The sequence below is a fragment of the Microbacterium sp. TNHR37B genome (genome assembly GCF_001620065.1).
In the GTDB taxonomy this organism is placed as follows: domain Bacteria; phylum Actinomycetota; class Actinomycetes; order Actinomycetales; family Microbacteriaceae; genus Microbacterium.
The window spans coordinates 1,111,704-1,126,731 of the sequence record NZ_LQGV01000003.1 but is presented as its reverse complement, the minus strand read 5'-3'; the positions used below and the strand labels follow the sequence as shown (position 1 = coordinate 1,126,731).

Here is a 15,028-nt window from a genome sequence, read left to right as displayed (position 1 = left end):
GGGATCACCCGCGTCGCGCGAAGCCGTCGATCGCCTCGGTGGTGAGCGCCATCTCGATCTCCCCGCCGTGGCCTTCGGTCTCGACGATCTCGAGACGACTTCCGGGCCAGGACCGGTGCAGGAGCCACGGCGTGATCGCGGGTCCGCTGACGTCGTAGCGACCGTGAATGAGCACCCCCGGAATCCCCGCGAGGGCCGCCGCCCGCGGGAGGATCACCTCGTCACCGCGGAGGAAGCAGTCGTTCGCCCAGTAGTGCGTGACGAGCGTCGCGAAGTTCTGCCGCGTGCGGGAGTCCTCGTGGGACGGACCCGGCCGGTAGGCGGGGTCGAGGGAGATGTGCGTCGACTCCCACGCGTCCCAGCGATCGGCCGCCGCGGCGCGGACCGCCGGGTCCGGGCTCCTCAGCAGCGCCGCGTAGTGCTCCACGACGCGCTCCCCGGGAGGGAGGGCCGCCGCGAGCGCCGCCCACGCCTCGGGGAAGATCACTCCCACCCCCTCGGTGATCCAGTCGATCTCCGACCGCGCGCCGGTTGTGACGGCGGTGAGGACGAGCTCCGTGACCCGCTCGGGATGGGCGAGCGCATAGGCGAGCGCGAGGGTGGATCCCCACGAGACGCCGTGGATCAACCACGCGTCGAGGCCCAGGTGCGCGCGGAGCGCTTCGATGTCGGCCAGGAGTGCGGGGGTCGTGTTCTCGTCGAGGTGGTCGAGGTCGTCGATGGCCCACGGCGTGCTCCGGCCGCACCCCCGCTGGTCGAGCCCGACGATCAGGTAGGTGTCGGGGTCGAACCGTCGACGATAGCCCCCTCGCCCGAGCCCGCCGCCCGGGCCGCCGTGGAGGTACAGCGCCGGTCGCCCCTCCGGGTTGCCGGACGTCTCCCAGTAGAGGCCCACCCCTCCGGGGCGCGACAGGATGCCGGAGGCGAACGGTTCGAGCGGAGGGTGCACGGTCGAAGGATAACCGGGCCACCCGCTCACGGCTCAGGTGGCGGGTGGGACGCGGCCCTCGCTCGCCTGCTTCCACCGCTCCAGGTGGTAGCGCCACCCCTGCTCGTGCTCGTCGGGGAGCGACGACGGCGTCTGCGCGCGGGAGAACCCCGACTCGTGGAGGGTGACGGAGGTCGAAAGGGCGCCGGAGGAGATCCGGATGGTGACCTCCAGAGGAGCGCGCCAGCCGGGCTCCCTCCAGCGGAACCCGAGGAGGTGCGGTTCGTCGCAGCGGGTCACGGTGCCCGACGCACTCGCCGGGAGGCCGCCCTCGGTCCACGTCTCCACCAGCGGGGCGCCGACGACAGGTTCGAAACGCATCTCCGGCCACCACGCGTCGCGCTCGACCGTCAACAGTCGCCAAACCGTCTCCACGGGCGCACGCACGCTCGTCTCCACGGTCACCGAATCGCGAGTCACCTCACCACGCTATGGCCCGGCACCCGCGATCCGCACCAGCTCCGCCCGCGTCGGAGAGACACGTCTCAACAGTCGAGCACCAGGCGCGGTGTGAGCGAACGCGAGACGCACGGGAACATGACGTCGTTCGCCGCCTTCTCGTCGTCGGTGAGGATGACGTCTCGGTGATCGGGCACCCCATCGATGACGGTGGTCTCGCAACTCGCGCAGTTGCCCTCGCGGCACGACCACATGACGTCCACCCCGGCCTTCAGCAGCACGTCGAGCAGGGAGCACCCGGCCGGGACGGGGTGGACCTCACCCCCCGCCCCCAGCTGCACCTCGAAGGCCGACGCATCGGACGCCGCACCCGTCGGCTCCCCGTCTTCCGGAGTCGCGGATGCCGGAGCCGGAGCAAAATCCTCGACGCGCAGCCGCCCCGGCTCCACGAGGTCGGTGAGCTCGTCGAGCATCCGCCGTGGTCCGCACGCGTAGACGAGGGCGTCGGGACCGGCGCCGGCGACGACGGCGGCGAGCGTCGTGTGGGTATCGACCGCACGGTCGACGATCACCGCCGCGGGCCCGAGGGCGGCGAGGCGCTCGCGGAACACCATCCGCTCGGCGCCCCGGTCGAAGTAGTAGAGGCGGAACGGGGTGCCACTCTCGGTCAGGTGCTCGGCCATCGTGAGGATGGGGGTGATGCCGATGCCTCCCGCGACCAGGACGTAGTCGGGCGCATGCTCCAGGGCGAACGTCGCCCGCGGGCCGGCGACCCGCACCGCGTCGCCCGCGCGGAGTCCCTCGTGCGCGAACGCCGATCCGCCCCGGCCGGCGCGATCCAGCCGCACGGCCACCGTCCAGGCGTCGGCCTCGGCGCGCGCGCCGCACAGGGAGTACTGCCGGGTCAGCCCCGACGTCAGCTCGATGTCGATGTGGTCGCCGGGACCCCACGGCGGCAGCGGACGACCGTCCTCGGCCGCGACCGTGATGCGCACGACGTCGGCACTGAGCGGGGCGACCTCCCGCACGACGAGCCGGTCGCGCATCATCTCAGTCGTCGACACGCGCCGCCTCCGAGCCCGTGCCGTAGCCGGCGCGAGACGCGACGATCGTCTGGAACATCGCGGTGATCTGGTCCCAGTGCTCCACGAGCGACGTGTGGTCGGAACCGACCGAACGCCGTCCGGCCTGGAGCTTGTAGAGGAAGGGGATGTCCTGCTCGTTGACGTGGAAGAGCACCTCGACCAGCGAGGAGATGCTCTCGGCGAACCGCGGGTCGTCCGCGTCCTTGTCCACGAACACCGCCATGTGCTCCACGGTGTGGGTCGCCGAGCGTGGGTCGAGCGCGATCACCTGGAACCAGTCCGCCTCCAGGAACACCAGCGCGTTCGGGAAGAGGCAGAAGATGTCCTGCGACTCCTTCTTGTCGTCGGGGACGTCGCCGAGATAGGGGAGCTGATCCTCGCTCTTCTTGGCCTTGCCGACGGCCCCCCGGGGATAGGAGCCGCCGACGATGAGGGACGGCTCGATCACGACGTCGTCGACGTCCAGCGACGCCGCGACCGGGCCGACCTGCGGGTGGACGAAAGGCAGGTGGTAGAAGTCGAGGAAGTTCTCCACGCACAGCTTCCAGTTGACGGCCAGATCGAACTCCCGTTCGGCACCCAGGTGCAGACGGTCGAAGTCGATGTACGACCACCGCTCCACGAGCGGCCCCGCCGACTCCAGGAACGGACGGGGGTCATCGGACAGGTTGACGAAGATCATGCCCGCCCAGGTCGCAGCGGCGACCGGCAGCAGGTGGAGACGCTCCTTGGCCTCGGGAGACGGGTTGCCGCGACGTTCCCGCGTGAAGTACGGGGCGGCGGCAAGGCTGCCGTCGAGGTTGTACGACCAGCAGTGGTACGCGCACTGGATGCGCTGGGTGACCTCGATCGGCTCCTCGGTGAGGACCATCCCGCGGTGTCGACACGAGTTGTGGAAGACCTTGATCTCGTCTTCGGTGGAGCGGACGAGCAGGAGCGGCGACCCGGCGATCGTCACGGGGCGGACATCGCCGACGTTCGGGATCCAGTGCGCGTAGCCGGCCCACGACCAGCCGGAGCGGAAGATCGTCTGCTGCTCGTGGGCGAACGCCTCCTCGTCGGTGTAGGCGTACGCCGGGACGATCGAGGTGCCGAGCGTGGCCTCGGTGAGCGGGCCCTCGACGATCACGTTCTTGCCGCTGGCAGTGGGGATGTAGGTGACCGGGGTGGTGGAGGCGGTGTCCATCGGGAGTCCTTCTGCGGGTGATCAGGCGGGAAGCGGAACGGTGCGGGCGGCGGCGGCGAGGTCCGCCTCCGCCCATTCGATGAGCTGCCGGGCCTCGGCCCAGCGGTCGGACAACTCGACGCCGTCGGCGTCGACGAGGGCGTACGGGGTCGTGCCCAACTCGGTGACGAAGGTCACCGGCTCCTCACGGGCCGCCCCCTCGCGTGCGGCGAGGAGGTGCGCGAAGCCGTCTCGCCACCAGCGGCGGGTGAGCGCGATCCAGGGCTGCGACCCCTCGTGGTGGAGCGGGATCTGCACCTGGCAGCGGGAGGCGATCCGCCCCTGCAGGCTGCCCGCGCGAGAGAGGATCGCCGCGATCTTCTCTTCGATCTCTGCGGTGGGCTCGGCGGGGATCTCGGCACCGACGATGTAGTGGGACAGGTCGATCGCAAGCCGCACGGCCGGATCGAGCTCGTCCACCAGGCGCCGCGTGAACCGCAGATCGTTGGTGAGGGTGTTGCGGTGGGTCTCCAGCTCGAGGTGGACACCCGCGGCCGCCGCCCGGGCATGCCAGCCGGCCACCAGGTCGGCCGCCTCCCGCGGTTCGTCCGGGTAGACGCTGGCGCACAGCACCATGTCGCGGGCCTCGATCCGGGCGGCGTAGTCGAGGGCCTCGTCGAGCGCGGCCGTGGTTCCGGCGAAGGTGAACACCATCCGCTCCAGCCCCGAACCGGCCAGCGCCAGGGCGAGGGCCTCGGCGGTCGGAGCCCGGCGGGCACCGAGGTCGACGGCGACACCGGCGTAGCCCGCCTGGACGAGCAGCCCGATCTGTTCCTCGAGCGTCCAGGGGGCCGCTGCCGTCGGCAGGTCCTCCATCGCCCACAGCGACTGGAACGTGCGCAGAGCGGGAGTGGCAAGGCGGGTCATGGCGTTTCCTATCAGTTGCTCAAGTGGAGCTGTGAGCGAAACGATATACGTCTTGGACGATGAGAAATGCGCAAAGATGTTGTTGAGAGCCATCCTTAACAAACTTTCTCTTCACCGGAAACACGGTGGTAACGCGCGAGCGGTTCAGTAAGCTCGGGCCCGCAAACGAAGGAGAGGCATGTCCGCATCCCCCGCGCGCGAGGCGCTGCTCTCGGCGTTGATCGACGACGGCCGCGCCTCCGTCGAAGCGCTCGCCCGCGCGACCGGGCTCTCGACAGGTCACACCCGGCAGCTACTGGCGACCCTCGCCGCCGACCACATCGAGGTCCGGGGGATCATCCACCCCTCTGTCTTCGGTCAGCACGCCCTCGCACATCTGCTCATCACTCCCACCGGCGCCGTCGCCGAGGTCGTGGCCGCCCTCGTCGGCGACCCGGCGATCCCCTACATCACCCGCGTGGCGGGCGAGGCGACCGTGGCCGCCGAAGTGCGCGTGGCCGACCGTGCGGCCCTGGCGGAACGGCTGCGCCGGATCCGCGCGCTGCCGTCGGTGGCCACCGTCGAGGTCGACGAGTACCTCGACGTGGTGAAAGACGCCATGGTGCGCCTGCATCCCCTCGGCGACGTGCACCTCGACGCGGTGGACAGGGTGCTCCTGCGCGAGCTGCAGGCCGACGGACGCGTCCCTTACGCCTCACTGGCTCGCCTCGTCGGTCTCACGACCGCCTCGGCCCGCGCGCGCGTCCTCCGTCTGATCGAGGCGGGGGTCGTCCGGATCGGCGTGCGCCAGCAGGCGCGCCCCGACTCGCTGCAGATCGGTTTCCGGATGGTCGCCGACGACGGCGGCGCGCTGGAGGCCGCCCTCATCGCGAGGGGAGGCGTCGAGTACCTCGCCACCTCGGTCGGGCGTTCGAGTTTCGTCGGCACGCTCCGAGTCGCGGGGCTGGAGGCCGCCGCCGCCGAGATCGACGCGCTGAACGCTCTCCCCGGCGTGAGCGCCCTGACGACCTGGGTGCACCTGGCGGTGGCCAAGGAGATCTACGACACCCAGGACATCCCCGACAGCCCGACCGAGAGGACCCGATGATGAGCGACGACGTGTGGGACGCCCCCCTGGCCGCGATCCCCCTGCGGGCCACCGTGACGGTGCCGCACCTCGGCGCGCGCACGAGCCACGCGAACACCGAGGTGTACGCCCCCACCGTCGCCGACGCGGCCGTGTTCCTCGCGGCCGCCGCCGTCACCACCGGCACCGTCGTCATCCGCAACTGGGATGCCATCGCCGGCGATCCCTCGGCCACTCCCCTGCGCGAGGCGCTCGCCTCGATGGGCACGTACGTCGTCCGCTCCGCCGAAGGACTCACCTGCACCAGCAGGTCGACCTCGGGGCACCTGCGCGGCATCGTCGTCGACCTCTCCGGCCACCGCGACCTCATCGCTCCTCTTCTCGTGCTCACCGCACTCGCAGACGATCCGAGTGAACTGCGCGGACTCGGTGTGCACGGCTCCTACGTCGACCGGCTGCTCGCGGAATTGCAGGGCCTCGGCGCCCTCGTGGACTGGGACGGCGAGACCGCCCGCGTGTTCCCGCAGCCGCTCCACGGCGGCGAATGGACGGGGGCGGGCGAGCCGGCCGCTGCCGCCCTCGGAGCCGTGCTCGCCCTGCTCGTGCCGCACATGAGGGTGTCCGGTCTCACGCTCGACGACGCGAGCGGACGCCGCTTCCTCGACGAATGGCACGCAGCGATGGCCGCCGACGAGCACATTCTCCCTGGAGCGACGCGCGGCACCGTCCCGTTCTACGTCTGAGGCGCCCCCGCCGCGAGGTGGGCCTGCCACCACGCGACCGCCGACCGCGCGGGCTGCTGCTCGTAGCCTTCGAGCGACCGCTCCGACAGGTAGGCGATATGGGGAGTGACGATCACGCGCGGATGCGTCCGCATCGGGTGATCGGCCGCGGGCGGTTCCGCGTCGAGCACGTCCACGGCCGCTCCTCGGAGGGAGCCGGCATCCAGCGCCGCGATGAGCGCCGCACTGTCGATGAGCTCCCCGCGGGAGACGTTCACGACGCTCGCGCCCTCGGGGAGCGCCGCGAGCTCCGACGCCCCGATGACGCCGGCCGTCTCGGCCGTGAGGGGCACGTGCAGCGACAGCACGTCGCTCGCGGCGAGGAGCGCGGCGGCGTCCACGAGCTCGTCGACGCCGGCGGGAGCGGCGGTGAGGTACGGGTCGTGTGCGATGACCCGGGCGAAGAGCGGACGGGCGAGCTGCGCGAGGCGTCCCCCGATCCGGCCGAGACCGAACAGGCCCAGGGTCCGCTCGGACAGACGCCGCGGCACCGCCTCGTACGCCTCGCTCCACGCGCCCGCCGACACCGCGGCTGCCGCGGGGAGCACACCGCGCTCGACGGCGAGGAGCAGGGCGAGCGCGTGCGCGGCGACCTCCTCGGTCGCCACCCCGACGAGCGGCTGGACGACGACGCCGCGAGCGGCCGCCTCCGCGGCGTCGACCATGTCGATCCCGGCGGACGCCGTGCCGATGTAGCGGAGGGCGGGGAGAGCGTCGAAGAACTCTCCGCCGAGGAACGCGTAGCCCGCGAGCGCGATCACGGCCCCCCGGGCGGCGTCGGGAATGGTCGGGTCGGCGTCGAGCGCCAGGACGTGCACCTCGAACCCCGCGTCCTCCAAGATCCGGCGGGCGGGACCGACGTCGAGGTCGGTCACGTCGGTGATGACCGCGATGGGCGCGTCGCTCACGGGGCGGGCTCGTCGAGCGCGCCCGCCGCGAGACGTTCGACGACGCGGGTGAAGACGGCGACCCCGGCCAGGGCGTCCTCGTCGCGGGTGTACTCGGCCTCGTTGTGGGTGATGCCCTCCACGCTCGGCACGAAGACGAGCACCGTGGGTGCGATGTCCTTCATGTTCGTGGCGTCGTGTCCGGCCAAGGTCAGCACCCGGGTGTGCGAGTGTCCCGCCTCCGCGGCGGCCTCCTCGGCGACGGCGATGCCCCGCTCGAGGAACGGCCCGCTGTTCCACGTGACCGTGGAGAGGATCTCGATCTCGGTGCGGCTCGCCGCGGCGGCGGCCGCGATCGCTAGACGCAGGTGCTCGCCGGCCGAGATCAGGGTCTCGCTGGAGGGAGCCCGCAAGTCCACGAGCATCCGCACCTCGCCGGCGACGGTCACGGGCGAGTTCGGGAACGCGTCCAGCTCGCCCACCGAGGTGTGGAGGGCCTCCACGGGGAAGAGATCGCACAGGTCGCGGACGCGCGTGATCAGGTGCGCGGCCCCGAGGATCGCGTCCTTGCGGTCGGCCATCCGGGTGGCCCCGGTGTGGGACTGGTCGCCCCGCACGAGCACGTCGTACTTGTGCGCCGACCAGGTGGCCTCCACGACTCCGATCGTGATGCCCCCCTCCTCCAGCGAACGCCCCTGCTCGATGTGGATCTCGGCGTAACCGGCGACGTCGCCCAGCACGAACTCACCGCGCGCATCGATGTCGTCCAGGGCGTCGGCCACGCGCACGCCGAAGCGGTCGGTCGTCTCCAGGACGGTGTCGAGGTCGAGGATTCCGGTGAACACGCCGCTGCCCATCATGCTGGGCTTGAACCGGGCGCCCTCCTCGTTGAACCAGTCGACGACCGCGATGTTGTACCTCGGGGTCTCGCCGCGCGCGCGGAAGCCCTCCGCGGCGACGATGGCGGCATGAACGGCCGCGAGCACGCCGTACGACCCGTCGTAGCGTCCCCCCTTGGGCTGGCTGTCCAAGTGAGAGCCGAAGAGCACGACGGGTGCGTCCCCGGCCAGGCGGATGACACCGAACATGTTTCCCACAGCATCGGTACCGACCTCGAACCCGTGCTCCCGCAGGATCGCGGCGAGCCACGCGCGCGCGTCTCGGTGGGCGGTCGTGCCGGCGATGCGGTCGAGCCCCCCGCGAGGCGTGGCGCCGAAAGCGCTCATCGCCGCGAAGTCGGCCAGGAAGTCGCGCCCCGTCATGCCCAGTCCCTCTGCAGCTCCATCGTCGAGCAGTGGATGCCGCCGCCGTTCTTGAGGATCTCGCGATAGGGCAGCGTGATGACGGTGACCCCATGGTTGTCGGCGAGCATCTCGGCGGTGCGGGGCAGGTGGTCGGGCATGATCACGGTGCGCCGATCCAGGACGAGCAGGTTGCACGCCCACTCCTCCGACGGATGCACCTCGACCAGTTCGACGTCGAGCTCGCGCAGGGCGTTCATGTAGTCGTACGGGGCGAGCCGCGGATTGACCAGGGCCAGGTCGTCGTCGAGCATCGACGAGCACATGTCGAGGTGGATGAGGTAGCCCGGCAGCGAGAAGCGGTGCAGCGTGATGCCGTGCGGCTCCAGCAGCCGCGCGAGCTGGCGATAGCCCTCCGGGTTGCAGCGCACCGACGTGCCGAAGAACGCGGTGTCGCGACGGACCTTGACGAAGGTGCCGCCCTCCACGAGGCCCGACCCGGTGATCGTCCCGAGGATCGGCATCCCCGCGCCGGCGACGGCCGCCGTGATCGACTGCTCCTCACCGCGGCGTACCCGCGCGGCGAGCCGGCCGATGATCGCGCCTCCGGGGATCGTGACGAGCGGGTCGCGCGTGTAGATCGACTTGGTGAAGGTGCGGGGCAGCTCGTCGGCCACGTGCACCTCGACGCCGTGGGCGCGCAGGGTGTCGACGAGGCCGTCATGCTCGGCGGCCACGCGATCGAGGTCGGGGGTCTCGCGTCCCGTCCAGTACCAGCGCAGCGCCGGGTCGACGAGGGCGTCGAGGTCGTCGGAGTAGGCGTCTGCGCGGATGTCGGCCAGGCCCGGGCTCGGCCGGCGCACCAGCACGGAGCGAAGTCGGCTGACCTCGTCGGCGGCCCCCCAGCGGCGGCCCCACGTGGCCTCCAGCTCGCCGGTGTCGTCGAACGCGGGGAGCGGCTCGGGGCCGAGGAGCGCGTGGAAGCGCCCGTCCGAGATCTCCAGGGTGGAGTCGATGGTGGTCATGACGGTCCTCTCTCAGACGGTGGCCGCGACGGCGGAGGGTTCACGGGCGACGATGACGGTCGCTCCGGCGGAGTCGAACGCGTCGCGCAGGGCGGTGGCGAGTTCGTCGGGGGTGTCGACGGTCACGGCATGGGCGCCGAAGCCGCGAGCGATCGCGGCGTGGTCGTGGGCGGTGACCTCGGTGTCGATGCGTTCGGCGCCGGCCCGGTCGAACGAGTCGCGGATCTCGCCGTAGCCGCGGTTGTCCCAGATCAGCAGCGTGAACTGGCGGCCGAGATCGACGGCGGTGGCGAGCTCGGGGAGCGAGAACAGCACACCGCCGTCACCCGCGATCGCGAGGACGGGGCGCTCCGGCTCGGCGATGGCCGCCCCGACCGCCATCGGCACGGCGGCTCCGAGGGTGCCGAGGCCGTAGGTGGCGATGCGGGCGGTGGGAGAGCTCGGCACGACCATCTGGTGGAGCGTGTAGGCGAGCTGGGTGGAGTCGAGCACCGTGACCGCGTCGGCGGGAGTGGCGGCGACGATCGCGTCGATCCACGGCGCGTGGCCCTCGGACTGCGTCGTCCACGCGACGTTGGCGCGAGCGTCGGCGGCGCGCGTCGCCCCATCGTCGGCAGGGCGTGACGCGCTCTCGGCGAGCGCCGCCACGACCGTCGCCGCATCGCCGAGCACCGCGACGTCGGCGGGGAAGGGAACGTGGAGGGCATCGGGGTCGACGTCGACGCGCACGAGCGTTCCGTCGATCTGGATCGGCCGTCCCGAGTACAACACGTCGGTCTCGGAGAACTCGGTGCCGATCGCGAGCACGACGTCGGCCTCGGCGAGGAGCCTCTGCGCGCCGGCGAACGGCAGGAGCACCCCGACGTTCAGCGGATGTGCGGGGGCCAGCACCCCCGCCGCGTTGCCGGTGGTGACGACGGGCGCGTCCAGGGACTCGGCGAGCCGGGCCACCTCGGCTCCACGGCTGCCGCCACCGGCGAGGATCGCGGGCCTGATCGCCGACGACAGCACGCGGGTCGCCTCGGCGAGCGTCGCGGGGTCAGGCTCGGGCGTCGCCGAGGGAAGCGGAAGCCGTGTGAACGGTGCCGCGATCTCGCGTTCCAGCACGTCGATCGGGAGGGAGATGACCGCAGGGCCGGGACGGCCGGTGGTCATCGCGGCCCAGGCGGCGGCGAGGACGGCGGGGAACTCGACGGGATCGGTCACGCGCCACACGTGGTCGCTCACCCCGGCGGCTGCCGCCGTCTGATCTCGCACATCGTGCAGGGGGCCACGGCGGCGGCCGGCGAGGGCGGTGTCGGTGTCGGCAGCGAGGAAGAGGAGCGGCACCGAGTCGTGCCACGCCTGGGCGAGCGGGGTGAGGGCGTTGAGGAGACCGGGTCCGGTCACCAGGAGGGCGACGCCGGGGCGTCCCGTCTGCCGCGCATACGCGTCAGCCATGAAGCCGACGCCCTGCTCGTGGCGGGCGGGGTGCGAGGCGATGCCGGCGTCGCGCAGCCCGCGGTAGATCTCGATCGTGTGCACACCGGGGATGCCGAAGACGGTGTCCACACCGTAGTCGGCGAGGAGGCGCGTGACTCCTTCTCCGAATCTCATGACTCTCTGTCTCTCTCGTCGCCGGGGACGGCGGGTCGTGCGCGGTGCGCGGGTGGGAGCGGCGCGGTGCGCGGGTGTGTTGCGCGGCTCAGTGGAGGTGCGCGAGGAACTGTCGCGTGCGCTCGTGCTCGGGCTGCGTGAAGAAGCGCTCGGGCTCGGCCTGCTCGAGGATCACGCCGTGGTCGAAGAAGGCCACCTCGTCGGCGACGCGGCGGGCGAAGCGGGTCTCGTGGGTGACGACGATCATCGTCATCCCCTCGGCGGCGAGCTCCTCCATGACATCCAGCACCTCGTGCACCAGCTCGGGGTCGAGGGCGCTCGTGGGCTCGTCGAAGAGCATCACCTTCGGGCTGAGCACGAGCGCCCGGGCGATCGCCACGCGCTGCTGCTGACCGCCGGAGAGCTCCGACGGAAAGGAGTGGATGCGATGGCCGAGACCGACGCGCTCGAGCATCACGGCCGCGCGCTCCTGGGCGTCGGCGCGGCTGACACCGGGGAGCTCGGCCAGACGCAGCGACACGTTGCGCAGCGCGGTGAGGTGCGGGAAGAGGTTGAAGCGCTGGAACACCATGCCGATGTCGCGCCGCTGCACGGCCAGCATCCGCTCGGGTGCGTGACGATCGGTGCCGGGGCGCACTCCGATGGGTTCCCCGTCGAGGGTGATCGTGCCCTTGTCGGCGGGCTCGAGGAGGTTGAGGAGGCGAAGGAGCGTCGACTTCCCACTGCCCGAGGGGCCGAGGAGCGCCTTGACCTGACCGGTGCGGGCCGCGAAGTCGACACCCTTGAGCACCTCGACCTCGCCGTAGCACTTGTGGAGATCGGCGGCCGCGATGAGCGGTCCGTCGGTGAGGGTGCCGGTGGGCACCGAGTCGAGGATGGTGTGGCCGCTCATCGAACGCCCGCCTCCTTGCGCTGTTCGGCGGCCGGGACGGCGACGCCGCCCAGGTCGATGGTGGGGATGGATCCGGTGTTCACGGCCGACCTCCGCTTGCGCTTGGGGCTGGTCCAGCGGTATCGCCGCTCCAGCCGGTTCTGCAGGATCATCAGGACCGAGACGATCACGAGGTAGTAGACGGTCGCGGCGGCGTAGTACTCGGCGTACCGGAAGGTCGTCGATACCCCCAGCTGCGCCGTGGTGAGCAGCTCGCGCAGGGAGATCACGCTCGCGAGCGAGGTGTACTTCACCATCGCGATGAACTCGTTCCCGGTGGGCGGGATGGCCACCCGGATGGCCTGCGGCAGGGTGACCTTGAACAGCACCGAGACCGGCTTCATCCCGAGGGCGCGGGCGGCGAGGGCCTGACCGTCGTCGACGCTCTGCATCGCCGAGCGGATGATCTCTGCCATGAACGCGGCTTCGGTGAGCGCCAGACCGATCACCGCCGCCAGGAACGGGGAGTACCAGCTCTGCCGGAACGCGGGGATCAGCTGCGGCGCCGCGTTCCACAGCAGCAGCAGCACGAGCAGGGCGGGGATTGCACGGAACAACCAGATGTACACGCGGGCGACGGCGCGCAGCACCGCGTTCTTCCCCATCGTCGCGAGCGCCAGCAGGAAGCCGAGCACGATCGCGGCGATCTGCGACAGCACCGCCACCGAGATGGAGAGGAAGGCGCCGTTGAGGAACGCCTGCGAGAAGACCTGCTGGAGGAAGATCTGGACGTCGAAGGTCATGGGGTTCCGTTCGCGGTTCGGGCGTCGAGGTCGACGACGATGCGGCCGCCGCCGTGGCTGGGGAGGGCGCGGATCGCCTCGGTGGCGGCGTCCAGGGAGATGTGGGGTCCGAGCAGGAGGTCGAGCGGCAGTCGCCCGTCGAGGTAGAGCGCGGCTATTGCGGGGAAGTCGCGCCGCGGCACGGACGAGCCGTAGTTGCAGCCGATCAGCGTGACACCGCGGGTGACGAGGTCCCAGGTGTCGATCTCGGCGGTGCCGTCCACGCGCGGCATGCCGACGAGCACGCAGCGCCCGCCCGACACGACATGGCGGGGAAGGTAGCCGGACACGGCGGGGGCTCCGATCGCGTCGAAGGCGACGTCGGCGCCTTCCGGCAGGAGGGCGTGCAGACGGTCGCGCTCGTCGCCGTCGGCGAGGACGAGGTCGGTCGCCCCGGCCGCGCGAGCAGCGTCGAGCTTCTCCGGCGAGCGATCCACGGCGACGATCCGGCTCGCACCCCGCAGCGCCAGAGTGAGGATGATGGCCTGTCCGACGCCGCCGCAGCCCACCACGACGGCGGACTCTCCCGGTTCCACCGCGGCGGTGTGCACGACGGCGCCGTAACCCGTGGTCACCGAGCATCCGACGATCGCGGCGACGGCGGCGGGGACCTCCGCGGGCAGGGCGATCGCAGCATGGGCGGGAACGACGACGTACTCGGCGAACGCTCCGACGCCCAGGTACGGCCACACCTCCTCACCCGATGCGTCGTCGCTCGTCGCGGTGAGCCCGCCGGGAAGGGTGTTCGAGACCGCAGGGCTCTGTGCGCACAGCCACGGACGATCGCGCAGGCAGGCGGCGCACGTGAGGCACGAGGCGTACCAGTTGAGGGAGACGAGGTCGCCGACGCTGAGGTCGGAGACCCCGGGACCGATCGCGTCCACCGCTCCGGCACCTTCGTGACCGAGCACGACGCGCTGACCCGTGGGCCAGTCGCCGTTGATGGCGTGCAGATCTGAGTGGCATACGCCGGCCGCACGCATCCGCACCCGCACTTCCCCCGGTCCCGGGGCGCGCACGTCAGTGGGCCGCACGCGCGGCTCGAGGTCGACGCGGTCGTCGAACACGAGCGCGTGCGAACGACGAGAGCCGGTGGCCTGGGTCGTTGTCGTCATCACGGCGCTCCTTTCGGGATCCGGTGGGTGGGCGAGGGAGGTGGGGGCGGGAGTGCGGCGCGACGGCCGCACTCCCGACCGGTCAGTCGACGACGAGGTTGGAGGCCTCGAGGTTGTACGTCTCGGCGATCTTGGCGAGCGTCCCGTCGTCGTACAGGGCCTTCAGCGCCTCGCGCAGCGGCTCGGTGACGGGGCTGTCCTTCGCCAGGAACATGCCGAACTGGGTGCTCGGCGGGAAGAACCCGCTCACGAGGCGCAGCTGGCCGTTCGAGCGCGCGACGATGTCGGCGGCGGCGACGTCGGTCTCGATGAGCGCGTCGGCGCTCCCGTTGACGACGGCCACGACCGTGTCGGCGGTCTTCGGGTACTGGTCCACCGACGTGCCGCTTCCGCACTCGGAGGCGATCTGCTCGGCGACCGTGGAGTTCTCCGATCCGCTCTGGCCCGAGATCGTCAGACCGCACAGATCGCTGTTCTTCGTGTAGTCGGTGTCGTCGTCGGCGCGGACGATGAGCGCGGGGCCGGTCTGCATGTACTGCACGCCGTCCAGCACCTCCAGGCGCGACTCGCTCATGTACAGGCCGCCGGGGATGATGTCGCAGCGCGCGGCCTGGATGCCGGGCTGCAAGCCCTCGAAGGTCGTGACCTCGAAGGTCGCCTCCTTGCCCCAGTAGGCGGCGATCGCACGGGCGGCGTCAGCGTCGAAACCGATGATCTCGCCGTCGGTGCCGTTCTCGTAGTACTCCAGCGGCGGATACTCGGGGTCGATGCAGAACGTGACGGTGCTGCTGTCGACGAGGCCGTCGGGGGCCTCGGCGCCGGCGGCGACGGAGGAGGCGTTGCTGGCGGGGGATTCCGGCGCGGTCGAGGAACAACCGGCAAGGGCGAGCGTGGCGGCAAGGGCCGCGACGCCGACGGCGGTGAGCTTCTTCATGCTGACTTCTCTCGGTCGGGTGCAAGGGTCCGCTGTGGAGCTCACGGATGACGATCATGCTAGGTACGGCGCGCCCCCGGTCCCGCCCATATCGGCGATGGGCAG

15 protein-coding genes are annotated in these 15,028 nt (G+C 71.3%); 2 read left to right on the top strand and 13 right to left on the bottom strand.

Annotated elements, in window-relative coordinates:
* Positions 1-4: 4 nt before the first annotated feature.
* The 5 genes from pip to AVP41_RS13210 all read right to left on the bottom strand — a co-directional run bounded on the left by pip (position 5) and on the right by AVP41_RS13210 (position 4,564).
* Entirely contained in the window at positions 5-949 is a 945-nt protein-coding gene (gene pip, locus AVP41_RS13230) for a prolyl aminopeptidase (protein WP_231902750.1), read from the bottom strand.
* A 33-nt stretch (positions 950-982) separates the two neighbouring features.
* Entirely contained in the window at positions 983-1,408 is a 426-nt protein-coding gene (locus AVP41_RS13225; RefSeq protein WP_231902749.1) for an SRPBCC family protein, read from the bottom strand.
* Positions 1,409-1,473: 65 nt separating this feature from the next.
* A complete protein-coding gene (locus AVP41_RS13220) occupies positions 1,474-2,451 on the bottom strand; it encodes a PDR/VanB family oxidoreductase (RefSeq protein ID WP_197464334.1) in 978 nt (325 codons plus the stop codon).
* A complete protein-coding gene (locus AVP41_RS13215; RefSeq protein WP_067165183.1) occupies positions 2,438-3,658 on the bottom strand; it encodes an aromatic ring-hydroxylating oxygenase subunit alpha in 1,221 nt (406 codons plus the stop codon). Before AVP41_RS13215 ends, AVP41_RS13220 begins: the two co-directional genes overlap by 14 nt.
* Before the next feature lie 21 nt (positions 3,659-3,679).
* Positions 3,680-4,564, bottom strand: coding sequence for a TIM barrel protein (locus tag AVP41_RS13210; protein ID WP_067165180.1), 885 nt, complete (start codon positions 4,562-4,564; stop codon positions 3,680-3,682).
* Between the two features lie 178 nt (positions 4,565-4,742).
* Between AVP41_RS13210 and AVP41_RS13205 the strand changes: the two genes are divergently transcribed.
* A complete protein-coding gene (locus AVP41_RS13205) occupies positions 4,743-5,651 on the top strand; it encodes an Lrp/AsnC family transcriptional regulator (protein ID WP_067165177.1) in 909 nt (302 codons plus the stop codon).
* On the top strand, positions 5,651-6,373 hold the full coding sequence (locus AVP41_RS13200) for a hypothetical protein (RefSeq protein ID WP_067165173.1): 723 nt from the start codon (positions 5,651-5,653) through the stop codon (positions 6,371-6,373). Before AVP41_RS13205 ends, AVP41_RS13200 begins: the two co-directional genes overlap by 1 nt.
* Here AVP41_RS13200 and AVP41_RS13195 read toward each other — a convergent pair.
* From AVP41_RS13195 to AVP41_RS13160, 8 genes are all read right to left on the bottom strand, one after another.
* Complete coding sequence (locus AVP41_RS13195) at positions 6,364-7,320, bottom strand: NAD(P)-dependent oxidoreductase (RefSeq protein WP_067165170.1); 957 nt, start codon at positions 7,318-7,320, stop codon at positions 6,364-6,366. The genes AVP41_RS13200 and AVP41_RS13195 overlap by 10 nt on opposite strands.
* A complete protein-coding gene (locus tag AVP41_RS13190; RefSeq protein WP_067165166.1) occupies positions 7,317-8,561 on the bottom strand; it encodes a M20 family metallo-hydrolase in 1,245 nt (414 codons plus the stop codon). The genes AVP41_RS13195 and AVP41_RS13190 overlap by 4 nt, the downstream gene beginning before the upstream one ends.
* Positions 8,558-9,565, bottom strand: coding sequence for a dimethylarginine dimethylaminohydrolase family protein (locus AVP41_RS13185; RefSeq protein ID WP_067165163.1), 1,008 nt, complete (start codon positions 9,563-9,565; stop codon positions 8,558-8,560). Before AVP41_RS13185 ends, AVP41_RS13190 begins: the two co-directional genes overlap by 4 nt.
* Before the next feature lie 12 nt (positions 9,566-9,577).
* Positions 9,578-11,161, bottom strand: a complete 1,584-nt coding sequence (locus AVP41_RS13180) for a thiamine pyrophosphate-binding protein (protein ID WP_067165160.1) — start codon at positions 11,159-11,161, stop codon at positions 9,578-9,580.
* An 88-nt stretch (positions 11,162-11,249) separates the two neighbouring features.
* Positions 11,250-12,053 (bottom strand): amino acid ABC transporter ATP-binding protein, encoded by an 804-nt coding sequence (locus AVP41_RS13175; protein ID WP_157532492.1) that lies wholly within the window; start codon positions 12,051-12,053, stop codon positions 11,250-11,252.
* Positions 12,050-12,835: an amino acid ABC transporter permease gene (locus AVP41_RS13170; RefSeq protein WP_067165157.1), complete on the bottom strand. Its 786-nt coding sequence runs from the start codon at positions 12,833-12,835 to the stop codon at positions 12,050-12,052. The genes AVP41_RS13175 and AVP41_RS13170 overlap by 4 nt, the downstream gene beginning before the upstream one ends.
* Positions 12,832-13,989: an alcohol dehydrogenase catalytic domain-containing protein gene (locus AVP41_RS13165; protein ID WP_067165154.1), complete on the bottom strand. Its 1,158-nt coding sequence runs from the start codon at positions 13,987-13,989 to the stop codon at positions 12,832-12,834. Before AVP41_RS13165 ends, AVP41_RS13170 begins: the two co-directional genes overlap by 4 nt.
* A gap of 82 nt (positions 13,990-14,071) precedes the next feature.
* Positions 14,072-14,923 carry a transporter substrate-binding domain-containing protein gene (locus tag AVP41_RS13160; protein ID WP_067165151.1) on the bottom strand — a complete coding sequence of 284 codons (852 nt, stop codon included), beginning with the start codon at positions 14,921-14,923 and terminating at the stop codon, positions 14,072-14,074.
* Positions 14,924-15,028: the final 105 nt, after the last annotated feature.